Annotated in this window: 14 protein-coding genes; 2 read left to right on the forward strand and 12 right to left on the reverse strand. The window is 70.5% G+C overall.

The window, feature by feature from the left end; genetic code table 11:
• Positions 1-57 precede the first annotated feature (57 nt).
• The 9 genes from ABTU92_RS19285 to ABTU92_RS19325 all read right to left on the reverse strand — a co-directional run bounded on the left by ABTU92_RS19285 (position 58) and on the right by ABTU92_RS19325 (position 8,445).
• Positions 58-840 carry a TSUP family transporter gene (locus ABTU92_RS19285; RefSeq protein ID WP_408093260.1) on the reverse strand — a complete coding sequence of 261 codons (783 nt, stop codon included), beginning with the start codon at positions 838-840 and terminating at the stop codon, positions 58-60.
• Complete coding sequence (gene pheT / locus ABTU92_RS19290) at positions 837-3,263, reverse strand: phenylalanine--tRNA ligase subunit beta (protein ID WP_408093261.1); 2,427 nt, start codon at positions 3,261-3,263, stop codon at positions 837-839. The genes ABTU92_RS19285 and pheT overlap by 4 nt, the downstream gene beginning before the upstream one ends.
• A gap of 13 nt (positions 3,264-3,276) precedes the next feature.
• Complete coding sequence (locus tag ABTU92_RS19295) at positions 3,277-3,741, reverse strand: hypothetical protein (protein WP_408093262.1); 465 nt, start codon at positions 3,739-3,741, stop codon at positions 3,277-3,279.
• The gene (locus tag ABTU92_RS19300) at positions 3,738-4,049 is read right to left on the reverse strand and encodes a hypothetical protein (protein WP_408093263.1); all 312 of its coding nucleotides are present in this window, start codon (positions 4,047-4,049) and stop codon (positions 3,738-3,740) included. The genes ABTU92_RS19295 and ABTU92_RS19300 overlap by 4 nt, the downstream gene beginning before the upstream one ends.
• Before the next feature lie 66 nt (positions 4,050-4,115).
• Positions 4,116-5,198: a phenylalanine--tRNA ligase subunit alpha gene (gene pheS / locus ABTU92_RS19305; protein WP_408093264.1), complete on the reverse strand. Its 1,083-nt coding sequence runs from the start codon at positions 5,196-5,198 to the stop codon at positions 4,116-4,118.
• 147 nt (positions 5,199-5,345) lie between these two features.
• The gene (gene rplT / locus ABTU92_RS19310) at positions 5,346-5,708 is read right to left on the reverse strand and encodes a 50S ribosomal protein L20 (RefSeq protein WP_378479967.1); all 363 of its coding nucleotides are present in this window, start codon (positions 5,706-5,708) and stop codon (positions 5,346-5,348) included.
• Positions 5,709-5,774: 66 nt separating this feature from the next.
• Complete coding sequence (gene rpmI, locus ABTU92_RS19315) at positions 5,775-5,975, reverse strand: 50S ribosomal protein L35 (RefSeq protein WP_111356580.1); 201 nt, start codon at positions 5,973-5,975, stop codon at positions 5,775-5,777.
• 297 nt (positions 5,976-6,272) lie between these two features.
• The gene (infC, locus tag ABTU92_RS19320; RefSeq protein WP_201159254.1) at positions 6,273-6,812 is read right to left on the reverse strand and encodes a translation initiation factor IF-3; all 540 of its coding nucleotides are present in this window, start codon (positions 6,810-6,812) and stop codon (positions 6,273-6,275) included.
• A gap of 283 nt (positions 6,813-7,095) precedes the next feature.
• Positions 7,096-8,445 carry a glycosyltransferase gene (locus ABTU92_RS19325; protein ID WP_408093265.1) on the reverse strand — a complete coding sequence of 450 codons (1,350 nt, stop codon included), beginning with the start codon at positions 8,443-8,445 and terminating at the stop codon, positions 7,096-7,098.
• Between the two features lie 241 nt (positions 8,446-8,686).
• Between ABTU92_RS19325 and ABTU92_RS19330 the strand changes: the two genes are divergently transcribed.
• Together ABTU92_RS19330 and ABTU92_RS19335 are read left to right on the forward strand one after the other, a co-directional pair.
• The gene (locus ABTU92_RS19330; protein WP_408093266.1) at positions 8,687-9,484 is read left to right on the forward strand and encodes an alpha/beta hydrolase; all 798 of its coding nucleotides are present in this window, start codon (positions 8,687-8,689) and stop codon (positions 9,482-9,484) included.
• Between the two features lie 112 nt (positions 9,485-9,596).
• Positions 9,597-10,013: a DUF6640 family protein gene (locus ABTU92_RS19335; RefSeq protein WP_408093267.1), complete on the forward strand. Its 417-nt coding sequence runs from the start codon at positions 9,597-9,599 to the stop codon at positions 10,011-10,013.
• Between the two features lie 42 nt (positions 10,014-10,055).
• On the opposite strand, the gene purH is transcribed toward ABTU92_RS19335, so the two are convergent.
• The 3 genes from purH to ABTU92_RS19350 all read right to left on the reverse strand — a co-directional run bounded on the left by purH (position 10,056) and on the right by ABTU92_RS19350 (position 15,218).
• Positions 10,056-11,648: a bifunctional phosphoribosylaminoimidazolecarboxamide formyltransferase/IMP cyclohydrolase gene (gene purH / locus ABTU92_RS19340; RefSeq protein ID WP_408093268.1), complete on the reverse strand. Its 1,593-nt coding sequence runs from the start codon at positions 11,646-11,648 to the stop codon at positions 10,056-10,058.
• A gap of 311 nt (positions 11,649-11,959) precedes the next feature.
• Complete coding sequence (locus ABTU92_RS19345; protein ID WP_408093269.1) at positions 11,960-13,726, reverse strand: heparinase II/III family protein; 1,767 nt, start codon at positions 13,724-13,726, stop codon at positions 11,960-11,962.
• A 136-nt stretch (positions 13,727-13,862) separates the two neighbouring features.
• Entirely contained in the window at positions 13,863-15,218 is a 1,356-nt protein-coding gene (locus ABTU92_RS19350) for an RsmB/NOP family class I SAM-dependent RNA methyltransferase (RefSeq protein WP_408093270.1), read from the reverse strand.
• Between the last annotated feature and the right edge of the window lie 274 nt (positions 15,219-15,492).

Raw genomic sequence — 15,492 nt, forward strand, 5'->3', positions numbered from 1 at the left:
GTCCGAGCCACCCTCTCCCCGCACGCGGGGAGAGGGAAGAAGGCGCCGCGGCGCGATCTACGGCCTCAAAATTCCGTCGAAGAGCGGCAGGCTGAACAGGCCCGTGGCGGCGATGAGGCCGTAGGCGATGGCGCGGAACACCGTCACCGAGGCAAGTCCGAACATGCGGGTGCCGACGAACACGCCGAGCCCGTAGACCGGGCCGACCAGCACGGCGAGCCCGAGCACCGGCAGCGTGAACAGGCCGATGATCAGATAGGCCGTGACCGACAGCACCATCGAGAGCGCGAAGTAGAACACGATGTTGGCGCGCACCCGCGCCGGCGAATGGTGGCTGCCGAGCCAGTAGAGCACCACGGGCGGCCCGCCGGTCTGCGACATGCCGCTGAAGAACCCCGCCGTGAGACCGACCGCGACGGTGAGGCGACGGCGCGGCTCGCCGCGGAAGCGCCAGCCCGACATCACCACGGCGAGCATCACCAGCACCAGCACGGCGACGGCCCAGCGGATCGACACCGGGCTGGCATGGACGAGCACGACGGTGCCGAGCGGCAGGCCGAGCAGCGTGCCGCACAGCATGGTGAGCACCTCGCGCTTCTCGGCGAGCTTGTACGCGCCCGGGATCAGGCCGGCCGACATGATCACGTCGACCACCAGCAGCAGCGGCGCCGCCATGGCAGGGGCGATCATGGTGGAGGCGAGCGGCACGAAGATCAGGGCCGAGCCGAAGCCCGAGAAGCCGCGCGCCAGCCCGGCGAGCAGCGCCGCGACCGCGACGAACGCGGCCGCGCCGGGCGAGACGTCGGTGACGCCGAGCGCGAGCAGGAGCTCGCGCATCATGCCCTCAGGACGCCGCCGGTCCGCTTGACCACCTCGCCGACGACCTTCTGCCCCACCGCCTCGATCTCCTCGTCGGTGAGGGTCTTCTCCCGCGGCTGGAGCGTCACGGCGATCGCCACGGATTTCTTGCCCGGCTCGACGCCCTTGCCTTCGTAGACGTCGAACACCGTGACGCCCGTGATCAGCTTGCGGTCGGCGCTCTGCGCGGCCCGCACGATGTCGGCACCCTTCACGGCCGCGTCGACCATGAAGGCGAAGTCGCGCGACACCGGCTGGAAGGCGGCGAGCTCGAGCGGCGGCTTGGCGCGCGTCGCCTTGGCCTTGGGCTCGGGGATGCGGTCGAGGATCAGCTCGAAGGCGACGATCGGCCCGGTGACGTCGAGCGCCTCCAGGAGGCGCGGATGCAGCTCGCCGAAATGCCCGAACACGAGCTTCGGCCCCATCTGCAGCGTGCCGGAGCGGCCCGGATGCAGCCATGCCGGCCCGCCCGGCTGGATCTGCACGCCCTGCACCGGGGCGCCGCAGGCGGCCAGCACGGCGAGCGCATCACCCTCGATGTCGTAGACATCGGCCGCCTGGGCGCCGGTGCGCCAGTGGCGCCCCGTGCCGGTCGGCCGGGCGAGGCCGCGGCGAAGTCCCGCGGCGGCGACGAACTGATCCTCGGGCCGGTCGCCCCGGAACACCTGTCCCACCTCGAACAGCGCGACGTCCGGAAAACCGCGGTCGGCGTTGCGCTGCGCCGACGTGATCAGGCCGGGCAGCAGGCTCGGCCGCATGTCGGAGAGCTCGGCCGCGATCGGGTTGGCGAGCGCCAGCTCCGGCTGGCCGCCGCCGAACAGCTCGGCCTCCTTCTTGGAGATGAACGACCAGGTGACGGCCTCGGTGAGGCCGCGCGCGGCGAGGGCGCGCTTCGCCCGGCGGGTGCGCGCCTGGATCGGTGTCAGCACCGGCTTGCGGCCGCGGTCGTCGCGCGGGAACGGCGTGAGCGGCACGCGGTCGACGCCGACGATGCGCATCACCTCCTCGACGATGTCGGCGACGCCGTCGACGTCGGGCCGCCAGGTCGGCACCGCGACCTTCAGCTTCTTGGCGTCGCCGGCGACGAAGAAGCCGAGGCGGCTCAGCACGCGCTTGGTCTCGGCGAGGCCGATGTCGAGCCCGGCGAGGCGCGGCAGCGCGTCGAGCGTGAAGTCGATCACCTTGTCGCGGATCGGCGGCTGGCCCGCGACGACGACCTCGGACGGCTCGCCGCCACACAGCTCCATCACGAGGTGGGTCGCGAGGTCGAGGCCCGGCAGCATGAAGGCCGGGTCGACGCCGCGCTCGAAGCGGTAGCGTGCGTCGGTGACGATGCCGAGCTTGCGGCCGGTGCGGGCGATGGCGATTTCGTCCCACAGGGCCGACTCGATCAGCACGTCCGTGGTGGTCTCGTCGCAGCCCGAGACCTCGCCGCCCATGATGCCGGCGAGCGACTCGACGCCGTTGTCGTCGGCGATCACGCACATCGTGTCGTCGAGCGCGTAGGTCTTGCCGTCGAGCGCGAGCAGCGTCTCGCCGTCGCGGCCGCGGCGCACGACGAGATTGCCCTTCACCTTCTTGGCGTCGAACACGTGCAGGGGCCGGGCGCGGTCGAAGGTGAGGAAGTTTGTGATGTCGACCAGCGCATTGATCGGGCGCAGCCCGATCGCGGCGAGGCGGCGCTGCATCCATTCCGGCGACGGCCCGTTCTTGACGCCGCGCACGAGGCGCAGGCCGAAGGCCGGGCACAGCGACGGCGTGTCGCCGAAGTCGAGCGTCACGTTCACCGGGCACGGGAACGTGCCTTTCACGGGCGCAATCGGCATCTGCAGCAGCGTGCCGATGTCGGCCGCCGCGAGGTCGCGGGCGATGCCGGCGACGCCCGTGCAGTCGGGCCGGTTCGGCGTGAGATTGATGTCGATCACCGGATCGTCGAGCTTCGCCCACGCCGCGTAGGACGTGCCGACCGGCGCGTCGGCCGGCAGGTCGATGATGCCGTCGTGATCGTCGGAGATTTCCAGCTCGGCCTCCGAGCACAGCATGCCGTGGCTCTCGACGCCCCGGATGTTGCCGACCGAGAGCGTCAGCTTCTTGCCCGGGATGTACGTGCCGGCCGGCGCGAACACGCTCCGCATGCCGGTGCGCGCGTTGGGCGCCCCGCACACCACCTGGATCGGCTTGCCGTTCCCGGCCGCGCCGATGTCGACCATGCAGACGCGCAGCCGATCGGCGTTCGGATGCTGCTCGGCCGAGATCACATGGGCGATGACATAGGGCGCCAGCAGCTTGCCCTTGTCCTCCACCTCCTCGACCTCGAGGCCGATCATGGTGAGCTTGTCGACGATCGCCTGGAGCGACTCGTCGGTGTCGAGATGGTCCTTGAGCCAGGAGAGGGTGAATTTCATCTCGGTCAGCCAGCTAGCGTGATTTCGCGACAAGATGACTCGCAAGGAGTCGTTTCTTGTCGCCGGGTAACGCGTTTATTGCGGATATGGCTTCGCGAGCCTTATCAATCAGCTCGAGAGTCGATCTGCGGCTGATCCCCAAGGGCTGCGGATCGTAATCCGCTTTGTGTCGTTGCTCTTGCAGATGAACGAAAATCCGTCCGATCTCGACGACTTCCGAGCCGAGCAAGACTCCGGAGCGATCGCGTTCGAACATCTTGCGCGCACCTGCATGATCAAGCGTTCGATAGATCGGGGTAAATGCTTCCCAAGGCCGGCTGATTCCGACGAGCGTATCGGCGCAAAGGTAAGCCAACGCATGAAAGACGGCGTAATATGCCGTCGATATCGCCCGTCGAAGAGTCGCTTCCTTCGGGCGGCCCGATTCGAGTCGAGCCAATTGCTCCGAAAGCTCCAGTAGACTGTCGGAATTCATCATGACGGATCGGAAGCAATTGGCTTGGGCGGCACTTCGGCGAGCTCGTCGTCCGGGTGGCGGATAGACATGTATGGAAACCGCTCGTCACCCTTTGCGAGCAAAGCGTCACTGAGGGCTCCATGCGCGGCGTTGGATACCTTACCGCCCACAAAACCTGAGTCGGGCTTCATCACCGCATCCACGAAGATGGCCTCGTCCCCGGCGTGATCGAGGTCGACCCGGACCTCGGCATGATCGAAGCCGTGAGGGTCCAGGAACGGTCGAAGCACACCTTCGACGAACTCACGTGACGGCGGCGCTTTCATCATCTGGTCGACCTCTCGTCGCGTTCTGTGTAGCCGCTCCCACGAAAATGGTCGCGAGGACGGTCGTTCTCACCCACTCAGTCCGCCCGCCAGCGTCGGAAAGTCGAGCGGGCGGAAGCCGTAGTGGTCGAGCCAGCGGACGTCGGCCTCGAAGAAGGCGCGCAGATCCGGCATGCCATATTTCAGCATGGCGATGCGGTCGATCCCCATGCCCCAGGCGAAGCCCTGATAGACGTCGGGGTCGATGCCGCAGTTCCTCAGCACGTTCGGATGCACCATCCCGCAGCCGAGGATCTCGAGCCAGTCCTCGCCCTCGCCGAAGCGCACCTCGCCCTTGTCGCGGCGGCACTGAATGTCGACCTCGAGCGACGGCTCGGTGAACGGGAAGAACGACGGCCGGAACCGCATCTTCACCTGGTCGACCTCGAAGAACGCCTTGCAGAACTCGGCGAGGATCCACTTCAGGTGGCCGAGATGCGAGCCCTTGTCGATCACCAGGCCCTCGACCTGATGGAACATCGGCGTGTGGGTCTGGTCCGAGTCGCAGCGATAGGTGCGGCCGGGGCAGATCACCCGGATCGGCGGCTCCTTCGACAGCATGGTACGCACCTGGACGGGGGAGGTGTGCGTGCGCAACAGGAGCCGCGAGCCGTCCTCCTTCGGCGGGAAGAAGAACGTGTCGTGCATGTCGCGGGCCGGATGGCCCTCGGGGAAATTCAGCCGGGTGAAGTTGTAGTCGTCGGTCTCGATGTCGGGACCTTCGGCGACCGAAAAGCCCATGTCGGCGAAGATCGCGGTCAGCTCGTCGATCACCTGGCTGATCGGGTGGATGCGGCCGCGATCGAGCGCGCTGTCGGGCAGCGGCAGCGTGACGTCGACCGTCTCGGTGGCGAGTCGCTGGTCGAGGGCGGCGTCACGCAGCGCGGCGCGGCGGACATTGAGCGCCTCGCCGAGCCGGTCCTTGAGGCCGTTGATCAGCGGCCCCTGGGTCTTGCGCTCCTCCGGCGACATTTTGCCGAGGGTGGCGAGCAGCGCCGAGACGGCGCCTTTCTTGCCCAGCGCCGCGACCCGGACGGCGTCGAGCGCCGGCTCGTCGGCCGCCGCCGCGACGTCCGCCATCAGGCGCGCTTCGAGCTCGGTAATCTCCGACATGGCTCATCCCAAGGCATCGGGGCCGTCCGCCGCGGGCGAACGACCCAGCAACACGACCGCACGGGATCGCGGCCTCGGGACCCGGTCGAAGTCTCGGACCGCCCGCTCGGGCCGGCATCGGCCGGCCCTGCCCTCTGCCGGCCGGCCTCAGGCCGCGGCGAGCGCGGCCTTGGCCTTCTCGACGATCGCCTGGAACGCCGCCGGCTCGCGGATCGCGAGATCGGACAGGACCTTGCGGTCGACCGTGATGCCCGCCTTGGCGAGGCCGTCGATGAAGCGGCTGTAGTTGAGCTCGAACGGCCGCACGGCGGCGTTGAGGCGCTGGATCCACAGGGCGCGCCAGGTGCGCTTCTTCACCTTGCGGTCGCGATAGGCGTACTGCTGCGCCTTCTCGACGGCCTGCTTGGCGACCCGGATGGTGTTCTTGCGCCGGCCGTAATAGCCCTTGGCGGCCTTGAGGACCTTCTTGTGCTTGGCGTGCGCGGTGACGCCCCGTTTGACGCGGGCCATGGCTGATCTCCTGAAACAGTTCGGTTAGAGCGGTGACACCGCGTCGGAAGACGCGGCGGGCGGCGATCAGCCGTTGGGCATCCAATACTTCTTGATATTGTCGCCGTCGGTCTTGAACAGGACCGCGGTGCCCCGGTGCTCGCGGATCTGCTTGGTCGACCGCTTGATCATGCCGTGCCGCTTGCCGGACTGCTGGAACTTCACCTTGCCGGTGCCGGTGATCTTGAAGCGCTTTTTCGCGCCCGACTTGGTCTTCATCTTGGGCATTTGGCTCGTCTCCTGGCCGTGCACGACCGCGCCGGGCCGAAGGGGCCCCCGGGTCCGCCGGACCGTCTAGTTGATGTGAGCGCGCCCGAAACCGGCACGGGGCCCAAACGGGCCCGGTCGGAAAAGGGCACGACGCCGCCACGGCAGCCCATTTTCAGCCGGGCGGCGGGAAGGCGGGGTTATGGCAGAGGTGCGCCGGATTGGCAACTCCGGCCGCCCCCGGGACACCGGGGCGGCCGGAGCGCTGCTTCGAAGGCGATGCGAGCATCTATGGCCCGACGCCGGCGACCGGCGCGATCAACGCGGCGCCAGCACCATGACCATCTGGCGGCCTTCCATCTTGGCGTCCTGCTCCACCTTGGCGAGCTTGGACGTGTCGTCCTTGACCCGGTTGAGCAGCTGGAAGCCGAGTTCCTGGTGCGCCATCTCGCGACCGCGGAAGCGCAACGTCACCTTGACCTTGTCGCCTTCCTCGAAGAAGCGGTGCATGGCCCGCATCTTCACGTCGTAGTCGTGGTCGTCGATCATCGGGCGGAACTTCACTTCCTTGACCTCGACGATCTTCTGACGCTTGCGGGCCTCGGCGGCCTTCTTCTGCTCCTGGTACTTGAACTTCCCGTAATCGAGCAGCTTGCACACCGGCGGGGTGGCATTGGGCGCGATCTCGACCAGGTCGAGTCCGGCCTCCTGGGCCAGCCGCAAGGCCTCTGCAATCTGGGTGGTGCCGCGATTGGCCCCATCCTTGTCGATCAGATGAACCTCTCGGACGCGAATCTCCTCGTTGACGCGCGGTCCGTCCTTTTGGACGGGGGGCGGCGCTCTCATGGGGCGGCGAATGGCAGTGAACTCCTCTGTCGTTGATCCTGGCAGACTCTGGATACGCGGTCTCTGGTTGCGCGGTCTCTCGATACGCGGTCGCAGTTACCAGTACGTCGAAATCCGACCCCGCACCGTTCACGCCCGCCCGAGCCCAAAGGCCGGACCGGCATGCGCAGCGTGGCGCCGGCAAAATCCGTTCGTCCCCGCACTGCCGTGCCGCAGGCCGCCGCTCAAGCCCGGTGGCCGCGCCGGACGGGGCCGGTGCGAGGGATCATTAGAATTGGGACATTCCGGTTTCAAGTCAACGTTGCCGCTGCAGATCGGGCGAGCCGGCCGCGGGCGTCGTCGCCGCACCCGCCGGTCCGCCACCGCACAGATCGGCATAGATGGCGAGAATCCGGGCCGCCGTGTCGGCCGGGTCGAACTCCGACAGCGCCCAGGCGCGGGCCCGCTGGCCCATCGCGTGGCGGGCCTGCTCGGAATACGAGAACAGCCGCACCAGGGCGGCGGCGAGCGCGGCGCCGTCGCCGGCCGGAACCCGCAGGCCGGTCATCCGCTCCTCGCCGGCGGCTTCCGGCGACAGCACGGCCTCCGGGCCGGCGGCGAGATCGGAGGCGACCACGGGCCGCGCCATCGCCATGCCTTCCAGCAATCCGCGTGAAAGTCCTTCGAGCTGGATCGCCGTGGAGACCACCACGGTGGCGGCCGCATAGCAGGCCGGCGGATCGGCCGAGGGACCGGCGAGGCGGACGACGTCGGCCGTCTTGGAGGCGAGCACCTGGTCCCACAGCTGGCCCGAATAGCTCGACGTCCCGCCGTCCTCGCCGGCGAACACGAACAGCACGTCGCGCAGGCCGCGGGCCTTGAGATGGGCGGCCGCCTGCACGGCGACGTGGTGGCCGCGCCGGCGGATGATCCGCCCCGGCACCAGCACGACCCTGGTGTCCGGCCCGACGCCCCAGGTGCGGCGCGCCGCGGCGACCCGGTCGGGCGCGATCCCGGCCGGATCGAAGCTGGACAGGTCGATGCCGGGATGCACGACGGCGAGCCGCGACCACGGCAGATGGTGCCGCTCGGCCATCATGTCGGCGATCGGCTCGCTGACCGCGATCACCCGGTCGCCGCGCGCCATCACGCCGTTGTACAGCCGCTTGAGGCGGTTCTGCTCGCGAAACGCCGTGTAGCAGGTGGTGAGGAACGGCTTGCCGGTGGCGCGCGCCGCGGCGAGCGCGCTCCACGCACAGGCCCGGCCATGGGCGTGGACGGCGTCGCATCCATGGGCGCGAATCAGCGCGCGCAAGCGCCGCGCATTGCCGGCGATGACGAACGGGTTGTGGCTGGTCGCGTCGAGCGGCTCGAAGACGCCGCCGAGGCGGGCGATCTCGTCCTCGCAGCGGCCGCCGCGCGACGCCACGACGGGCCGGTGACCGGCCGCGGCGAGGATGCGGGCGAGCTCGATCGCCCCTCGGTCGGCCGCCCCGAGATCGAGCGTCGGGACCGTGACGAGCACCGTAAGCCGGCGCGCCACCGACCGGCCGGTGACGCCGGCACGGCCTGCGTCATCGGTCGCCCGGTCGAACGGCCGCGACGGGATCGTCGACCCCTCCGCGGGCGCGTGGACGTCGGGCGACGACTCCGAGGTTGCCGGCAATCGTGGTCTCCTGCCTTGCGGACGTTCACGCCTGCGGGACGGTGAGGCTTCACGGGGCGATCGCGCCGTACGGGGCGACGCGACGGAGCGTCCGACCCTGGATTCGCGAGAAGGCCGGCGGCCGGCCGGCACGCCGGTATAGACCCCGCGCCGGAGGGCGGCAATATTCGCGCCGACCGTCCGATTCCCGACCGCCCGGCTCCCGATCATCGGGGCGGAGCGACCATCCCGGAGTGCCCCGATGGAGAACGACGTCGCCTGGATCGAGCTCGGCGAAGGCGCAGACGCGCGCCGGATCGCGGTCCGTCGCCGCGCCGGCAAGTCCCCCGGCCTCGTCTGGCTCGGCGGCTTCATGTCGGACATGCAGGGCACCAAGGCGCAGGCGCTCGACGCCTTCGCGGCCGAGCGCGGCCAGGCGATCGTGCGGTTCGACTATTCCGGCCACGGCGAATCGAGCGGCGCCTTCGCCGACGGCACCATCGGGTCGTGGCTCGAGGATGCGCTCGCGGTGTTCGACGCCTGCTGCCGCGGTCCGCAGATCCTGGTCGGATCGTCGATGGGCGGCTGGATGGCGCTGCTGCTCGTCCAGGCGCTGCGGCGACGCGCGGCGCCGGGTGAGGCAAGCGTCGCCGGCCTCGTCCTGATCGCCCCCGCCGTCGACTTCACCGAGGCGCTGATGTGGAAGCGCTTCCCGCCCGAGGTGAAGCAGGCGATCGAGACCACGGGCCGCTTCGAGCAGCCGACCGACTACGACACCGGCCCCTACGTCATCACGAAACAGCTGATCGAGGAGGGGCGGAACCACCTGCTGCTCGGCGGCCTGATCGAGACCGGCTGCCCGGTGCGCATCGTCCAGGGCGTGAAGGATCCCGACGTGCCGTGGCAGCACGCCAACGCCCTCGTCGCCCGCCTCGCCCAGGACGACGTGGTGCTCACCCTGATCAAGGACGGCGACCACCGCCTGTCGCGGCCCGAGGACATCTCGCGCATTCTCGGCGCCGTCGCGGAGATGGTGGAGACCGTCGCGGCGACGCCATGACGGCGCGAGGCCTGACGGCACCGGCGACGACGGGATGCCGGCGCCGGCCGGCCGGTGATCGAAAACCCGCCCGGCGCGTTGAGGGACGAACCCTCGCACCGGGACGCCCGCCATGGTCCTCGCGCCTCGCCTGCTGATCAGCTTCGTCGCCCTGACCACGCTGTCCGGCAACATCGCCGACTGGAACACGACCCACATCTTCAGCGAGCTGTGGTCGCCGCACGCCCGCTTTCACGGCGCCTGGTTCGTGATCGCGATGACGCTGTTATCGGTCGTGTCGCTGTGGCTCGTCTGGTCGGGCCGGCGGCCCATCGAGCGGGCCGGGTTCGCGATCCTGATCCAGGGCGCGATCTGGCTCGCCTTCTTTCCGGCCATGCTGGTGCCGGACACGCTGCTCGCCGACCCGGGGAAGGAGGTCCGGCTCGCCGGGATCGACCTCAACCTGCTCGGCGCGGTCGCGAACATGATCCTGCTCGCGACCGCGTGGGCGCTGCTGCGCCGCGCCGGCACGGCGGCGCGCCCGACCTGACGCCGGGGCGCTGCGCGCCGCCCGCTGACGCGGGCTTCCGCCTCAGTGCCGGAAGTGCCGATACCCGGTGAGCACCATGGCGACGTCGTGGTCGTCGGCCGCCTTGATCACCTCCTCGTCGCGGATCGAGCCGCCCGGCTGCACCACCGCGGTGGCGCCGGCCCGGATCGACACGAGGAGCGCGTCGGGGAACGGATAGAACGCGTCGGAGGCGACCACCGAGCCCTTGGTCAACGGCTCCGGCAGCTCGAAGAAGCGCGCCGCCGCCTCCGCCTTGCGCACCGCGATCGCAGCCGAGTCGACGCGGCTCATCTGCCCCGCCCCGATGCCGACCGTGGCGCGGTCCTTGGCGTAGATGACGGCGTTCGACTTGACGTGCTTGGCGACCCGGAAGGCGAACTTCAGATCGGCGAGCTCGGCCTCGGTCGGGGCACGCTTGGTCACGACCTTGAACTCGAAATCGTCGACCACGGCGTTGTCGCGCGACTGCATCAGGAAGCCGCCCGCCACGGTGCGCATGGTGAGGCCCGGCGCGCGCGGATCCGGCAGGCCACCGGCCAGCATCAGGCGCAGGTTCTTCTTGGCGCGGACGATCTCGATCGCCTCCTCGGTGGCGTCGGGCGCGATGATCACCTCGGTGAAGATGCCGGTGATCATGCGGGCCGCCTCGGCGTCGAGCACGCGGTTCACCGCGACGATGCCGCCGAAGGCCGAGTCCTGGTCGCACATCAGCGCCTTGCGATAGGCCTCGACGAGCGTCTCGGCCTCGGCGACGCCGCATGGATTGGCGTGCTTGATGATGGCGCAGGCCGCCGTGCGGGCCGGGTCGAACTCGGCGACGCATTCGAAGGCCGCGTCGGTGTCGTTGATGTTGTTGTAGGAGAGCTGCTTGCCCTGCACCTGCCGGGCCGTGGCGACGCCGAAGCGCACCTCGGGCGAGCGGTAGAACGCCGCGACCTGATGCGGGTTCTCGCCGTACCGCATGGTCTGGATGCGCTTGCCGCCGAGCGCCCAGAAGTCCGGCGTCGGATCGCCGAGCGTCTGCGCGAACCAGCCGGAGATCGCCGCGTCGTAGGCGGCCGTGCGCGCATAGGCCTTGGCGGCGAGCATTTTCCGCAACGGCAGCGTGGTCGCGCCGGCGTGGCTCGCCATCTCGGCCAGCACCGCGGCGTAGTCGGCCGTGTCGACCACCACGGCGACGTCGGCGTGATTCTTGGCGGCCGCCCGCACCATCGCCGGCCCGCCGATGTCGATGTTCTCGATGCAGTCGTCGTAGCCGGCGCCCTTCGCGACCGTCGCCTCGAACGGATAGAGATCGACCACCAGGAGGTCGATCGGCACGATGCCGTGCGCCGACATCGCGGCGACATGCTCGGCATTGTCGCGGATCGCGAGCAGGCCGCCGTGCACCTTCGGATGCAGGGTCTTGACGCGGCCGTCCATCATCTCGGGGAAGCCGGTCAGCTCGGAGACGTCGCGCACCGGAAGGCCGGCCTCGGCCAGCGCCTTCTTGGTGCCGCCGGTCGACAGGAGCTCGACATTGTGGGCGACGAGCGCACGGGCGAAGTCGACGAGGCCGGACTTGTCGGAGACGGAGAGAAGAGCGCGGAGAATGCGGCGAGGTTGTTCGGTCATCACGATGTATCGGTTTGGTTGAGCACGATTTCGGCGGCATATTGGGCCGCGCCCCATGGCTTGGCTAGAGCAAGTTTCCGCCTTCGAATGTGGGCCGCGTGCCCCGGCCAAGGCGCATCAGGCCGCAGGCCTGATGCGCCGCCGAGCCGGGGCCCAGGGGCGCCACGACGGGCGCTACTGCAAGCGGCACGGCAAGCCATTTGGGAGTGGCTCCGCGCACCGCCGCTCTGGGTCCCGGTTCGCCGCGCGTCACGCGGCGCCCGGGACACGAGGCCTCTTTCGGTGCGGCGTCGACTCGTGAAAGGCGACGGTTACCGCGACAGGTCCTGCGTCTGCTCGCGGGCGCCCCGGGCGCCGGCGCCGGTCGGCAGCGTCTCGCTGGTCAGCGCGAAGGTCCACTCGACGCGCGGGGCGCGGCGGGCGTGGCCGTGGATGACGAGCTGCACGGTGCGGCGCGGGCCGGTGCGGCCGCCGAGATAGACGCTCTCCTCGATGTCGACCCGGTCCTCGTGCGCCAGGAACGCCCACACGTCCCGGTTCGGCAGCGTCAGCATCACGCCGTGGCCGTCGTCGACGCGCGCCACCCGGATGGTCGGATGCAGATGGAAGCGCACCGCGAACTCGTCCGGCAGCTTGGCCGGCAGCGCCTCGCCGCGGGCCGGCAGGAAGATGTCCTCGCCCTCGAGCCTTCGGCCGTCGGCCGACAGCGTGACGGTGCGCTGGTGGATGACGCCGAACTTGTCGGCGTAGCCGTCGTGGCTGACCCGCACCTGCTCGGCGTGATCGTCGGCGTCGCGGGTCGCGGCGATGCGGCTCGGCCCGCCCGCGATCAACGTGCCGAAGACGCGGCGCATCACCCGCGTGTCGTAGAAGTCGCAGGAGGAGGTCTGGTTGAACGTGACGGTCGAATGCGCCGCGGTGGCCCGCGCCAGGTGCCGCCAGTTGCCCTTGCCGGCGGCCGGCAGGCCGCAGTTCACCACGATGCGTTGCTGGCGCGACGACAATTCGAACGACAGGCAGCCGGCATGCGCGTCGGCCGACACGGCGAGCGGCGGCGGCGCGCCCGTGTCCATCAGCACGACGGTGTCGCGCGCCTCGATGCGCTGGTAGCCGGAATGGATCGCGTTGGCGACCGGCCGGCCGCGCGCGTCGTCATAGGCCAGGATGGTGGCGAGCAGATCCTGGGCGGTCGGCCCCATCCCGTTGAACAGCGCGAAGGTCTTGTCCGAGTGCCGGAAGAACCGCAGCATCGGCATCATCCGGTCGACCGCGTTGAGGAGCGCCGGCGGCGGCGCGACGTTGCGCGACGTGAACGCCTGGGCGAGCGGCAGCAGATCGGCGAGCAGCTCGATCAGGGCGCCCGGATTGCGGCTGACATGGCCGCCGTCGGCGAGGATCTGGCGGTCGAGCTCGGCCGAGAGCCGCTTGGTCGCGCGCTTGAGGTGCCGGGTCTGCCCGGTCATGCACAGCGCCGCGTAGGTGAGCGCGATCGCGGCCTGCAGGCGCGGCACCCCGTCCTGGGCGTCGCCGGCGGTCCAGCGCAGGAACCGCACCTGGCGGGCGAGGCTGCGGATGAAGCGGCGATAGAAGCGCACGTCGGCGTCGGCGAGGATCAGGCTCGCCTGGGTGAGCCAGGAGACGATCCGACGCGACACGATCTCGGGTCGCCAGGCGACGCCGTTCCAGCCGCCCTGCAGGGCAATCCACTCCTCGACCAGCGCCCGCGCATTGGCGCGGGCCGCGGCCGTCTCGGCGGCCCGCATGTGGCGCAGCCAGCCGAAGCCGAGCAGCGAGGCGGCCCAGTCGGGCGTCGGCGGCTCCATCTCGAAGGGCGAGCGGCCGTCGCAGACGACGATCTTGCCGGCGAGCGCGAAGCGGCCGGAATAAATCTCGCTCGCCCGCGTCGGGTCGGCGGTGCGCAGCGACTGCGGCGCGATGGCGATGCGCTCGTTGCGGCCGCCGAGCCGGAACAGGGCGAGCAGGCGCGACGCCGCGAACCGCCCCGCCACATGGGAGAGGCCGCGCCGCACCGCATACCAGATCAGCCTGCCGCGGTCCGCGAACGATACGCGGGACATCACCCCGAGCCCTTCTCACGCGCGACGCAACGCGCGTGGCGGCCCACCATAACGAAGCAAGATGCGAGGGCAACACTCGCCGGCCGGGCGTCCCCGGACCATGCACCGATGGGAGGTCCGGCCGGCGCGGGCCGGATCACCGGCGGACCAGGCGCGCCGCGAAGAAGCCGTCGAGGCCGCCCATGCGGGGCTCGTCGTCCGGCCAGAAGGCCGGAAGGGTGCGCAGCTCGCCGGCCGCCGTCACGAGCCCGTCGAGGCCCGGCAGCTCGTCGGCCGCGATCGGCTTGCGCGCGACGCGCGGATCGCGGTCGAGCAGCGCCGTGATCTGCTGCTCGCCCTCCTCCGGCTCCAGCGAGCAGGTGCAGTAGACGAGCGTGCCGCCCTCGCGCAGCAGGCCGACGGCGCGGTCGAGCAGCGCCGCCTGCAGGCCGGCGAGCGAGACGAGATCGGCCTCGGTCTTGCGCCAGGGAATGTCGGGATGGCGCCGCATCGTGCCGGTCGACGAGCACGGCGCGTCGAGCAGCACCGCGTCGAACGGGCCCGCCGCGAATGTCGCAAGGTCCACGCCGGTGACGTCGGCCACCACCGTATCGGCCGTCAGTCCGGTGCGAGCGAGGTTCTCCTTCAACCGGGCGAGACGCGGCTCGGAGCGGTCGACCGCCGTCACCCTGGCGCCGGCGGCGGCGAGCTGCAGGGTCTTGCCGCCCGGCGCGGCGCACAGGTCGGCGACCGACAGCCCATCGACCGGCCCGAGCAGGCGGGCCGGCAGCGCCGCGGCGGCGTCCTGGACCCACCAGTCGCCCTCGGCATAGCCGGGCATCCCCGACACCGGCCCGTGCGGCACCAGCCGGACCGAGCCGGTCGGCAGCACTTTTCCGCGCAGGCGGGTCGCCCACCCCTCGGCATCGCTCTTCACGGTGAGGTCGAGGGCCGGCTCGCTCGTATGCGCGGCCGCGATCGCGCGGGCCGCGTCGACGCCGTAGCTGCTGCTCCATCGCTCCAGCAGCCAGCCGGGCGTGTCGAGCGCGACCGGATCGCGGTCGGCCATCAGCTCGGCGCCGCTGCGGGCGATCCGGCGCAGCACGGCGTTGACCAGCCCGGCATAGCGGGCGCAGCGCCGGTCGGCCTGGACGAGCCGCACCGAGAGGTCGACGGCGGCGTGGTCCGGGATGTCGAGGATGTGGATCTGGGCGGCGCCGACCAGCAGCGCACTCTCCAGCCGCGGCGCGTCGGGTGGCAGGCCGCGGTCGAGGCAGCTCGTCACCAGATGGCGCAGCGTGCCGAGCCGGCGCAGCGTCGTGCCGACGATCCGGCGCACCAGCGCGCGGTCGCGATCCGACAGGAGGCCGAGCCCCTGGTTGGCGGTGGCGCCGTCGAGCTGCTCGTCGAGGGACCGGCCCCGGTGCAGCACGCCTTCGACGATCTCGGCCGCCACCCGTCGGGCGGCGAAGCCGGGCGCCTGCGACGGCGGGGAGAAGGCGGGACGCGGCATGGCGACGAGGCTCCGACCGGGACGACGATGACTGATTGCGCGCCGGACGCGCAACGGTCTCCCGGAAACGCGAACGAGAACACGCCGGTTCGAGGACCGGCGTGCGCCTATTAGCAGATTAGGGTCCGGCGATGGCAGCCCGTCGACGGTCGACGGGCTGCATCCGGTACGATGCTATGGCTGGACCGATCATCCCCACGGGCCGCGACGCGGACCGCCGCCGCTCCACGGGCCGGCGGCCGGGCGGACGCCGGTCGGGCGCGACGGGCGCGCC

Origin of the sequence: Rhodoplanes sp. SY1 (genome assembly GCF_046000175.1) — a bacterium.
Classification (GTDB): domain Bacteria; phylum Pseudomonadota; class Alphaproteobacteria; order Rhizobiales; family Xanthobacteraceae; genus Rhodoplanes.